This is a genomic window from Micropruina sp. (assembly GCF_047607385.1).
GTDB lineage: Bacteria > Actinomycetota > Actinomycetes > Propionibacteriales > Propionibacteriaceae > Micropruina.
Genome location: NZ_JASGDE010000002.1, coordinates 1 through 2,529, shown reverse-complemented (window position 1 = coordinate 2,529; position 2,529 = coordinate 1). Strand labels below are relative to the sequence as shown.

The following is a 2,529-nucleotide window of genomic DNA, read 5'->3' as shown; positions in this document are numbered from 1 at the left end:
GGCACGGTGGCGCATCCGCCACCGTGCCCGCCGTGTGGCAAGCTGTCCGAGGTGACCGCCCAGAGCACCCCCGCCGATCCCGGCCTGAGCGCCGCCGAGGTCTCCGACCGGATCGCTCGCGGACAGCGCAACGACCTGCCACCCCGGTCGGGCCGGACCACGGCCGACATCGTCCGGGCCAACGTCTTCACCCGGATCAACGCCATCCTGGCCGTGCTGCTGGTCTGTGTGCTGGCCACCGGATCCTGGATCAACGGGGCATTCGGGCTGCTGATCATCGCCAACTCGGCGATCGGCATCATCCAGGAACTGCGCGCCAAGAAGACCCTGGACAGCCTGGCCGTGGTCGGCGAGGCCAGGCCGCGGATCCGCCGCGAGGGCGTCGCCCGGGAGTACGCCCGGGAAGAGATCGTCCTGGACGACCTGATCGAGGTCGGGCCCGGGGACCAGATCGTGGTGGACGGGGTGGTCGCCGAGGCCGACTACCTGGAGGTCGACGAGTCGCTGCTCACCGGCGAATCCGACCCCGAGCCGAAGGACGCCGGCGCCGAGGTGCTGTCGGGCAGCTTCGTGGTCTCCGGCACCGGCAGCTACCGGGCCACCAAGGTGGGCAGCGCGTCCTACGCCGCCCAGCTGACCGCCGAGGCCGCCAAATTCACCCTGGTGCACTCCGAGCTGACCCAGGGCATCAACCAGATCCTCAAAGTGATCACCTGGGTGTTGATCCCGGTCGGTGCCGCCACCATCTGGGTGCAGCTCAGCCATGCCGGCGACGACTGGCGGCGCGCGGTGCTGGCGATGGCCGGCGCGCTGGTGCCGATGGTGCCCGAGGGGCTGATCCTGCTCACCGCGGTGGCCTTCGCGCTCGGCGTGGTGCGGCTGGGTCAGCGCCAATGCCTGGTTCAGGAGTTGCCCGCGATCGAGGGCCTGGCCCGGGTCGACACGGTCTGCGCCGACAAGACCGGCACGCTCACCGAGAACGGCATGACCTACGGCGAGCTGCGGCCCTTCGACGGCGTCCCGGTCGCCGAGGTGGAACAGGGGCTGCGCCAGCTGATCGCCTCGGACGCGCGTCCCAACGCGTCCATGCAGGCCATCGCCGAAGCGCTCGGCACCGCCGAGGAACGCTGGGCGGTGCTCGCCAAGGCGCCGTTCACCTCGGCCAAGAAGTGGTCCGGCGCCACCTTCGTCGGCCCGGACGGCGCCGCGGTCAGCTGGGTGATCGGCGCCCCGGACGTGCTCGCCCCGCTCGGCTCGGCGGCGGCGTCCGAGGCCGAACGGATCGCCGCGAACGGGTTGCGGGTGCTGCTGGTCGGCACCGCCGAGCTCGGCGACGACCCGGACGCCCCCGGTGCGGTCGACGCCAAGGCGCTGGTCGTACTGAACCAGCGGATCCGTCCGGACGCCGCCGACACGCTCGCCTTCTTCGCCGACCAGGGCGTCGCGGTCAAGGTGATCTCGGGTGACAACGCGGCCTCGGTCGGCGCCGTCACCCGCTCGCTCGGTGTGGTCTCCGACTACGCCGTGGACGCCCGGACGCTCAGCCCCGACCCCGAGGCGTTCGCCGAGGCGGTGGAGCACAACGACGTCTTCGGCCGGGTCACCCCGCACCAGAAGCGGGCCATGGTGGACGCCCTGCAGTCCCGCGGACACACCGTCGCGATGACCGGGGACGGCGTCAACGACGTCCTGGCGCTCAAGGACGCGGACCTCGGCGTGGCGATGGGCTCGGGGTCGTCCGCGACCCGGGCGGTGGCCAAGATCGTGCTGCTCGACGACCGGTTCGCCACCCTGCCGCACGTGGTGGCCGAGGGGCGCCGGGTGATCGGCAACATCGAACGGGTCGCGAACCTGTTCCTGACCAAGACCATCTACTCCGCGCTGCTGGCCCTGCTGGTGGTGCTGTGGCGGGTGCCGTTCCCATACCTGCCGATCCACATCACCATCACCGGCTGGTTCACCATCGGCATCCCGGCCTTCCTGCTGTCGCTGGCGCCGAACAACGAACGGGCCCGGCCCGGCTTCGTGGAGCGGGTGCTGCGGCTCGGCGTCCCGGCCGGGCTGATCGTGGCGACGGTCACCTTCGTCACCTATCTGCTGGTGCTGCCGGCATCCGGTGCGGCGACCACCATGCCGCAGGCGACCACGGCGACCCTGGCCTGCATGATCGTCGCCGCCACCTGGGTGCTGGCGGTGGTGGCGCGTCCGTACCAGTGGTGGAAGGTGGCGCTGGTGGTGGTCTCCGGGCTGGCCTACCTGCTGATCTTCAGCTGGCCGTTCACCCAGTCGCTGTTCCTGCTGGACGTGAGCAACGCCCCGGCGATGACCACCGGTCTGGTCGCCGGCCTGATCGGGGCGGCGCTGATCGAGCTGACCTGGTGGATCCGCGGCGCGGTGTTCCACGAGCCCCGGGTGTTCTGGAAGCCCCGCGCCGAGGACTGACCTCCGCCCGCCGTCCCTCCCGTCCCCGCGCTCGCCTAACTATTTGGGCCTCGCTGAACTCGGCGAGCCCCAAATAGTTAGGCGAGC

General features: G+C 71.2%; 1 protein-coding gene. It reads left to right on the top strand.

The window, feature by feature from the left end:
* Positions 1-2,442: HAD-IC family P-type ATPase (locus QM582_RS00060; protein WP_415080631.1), on the top strand; the 2,442-nt coding region annotated here is incomplete at its 5' end.
* Positions 2,443-2,529: the final 87 nt, after the last annotated feature.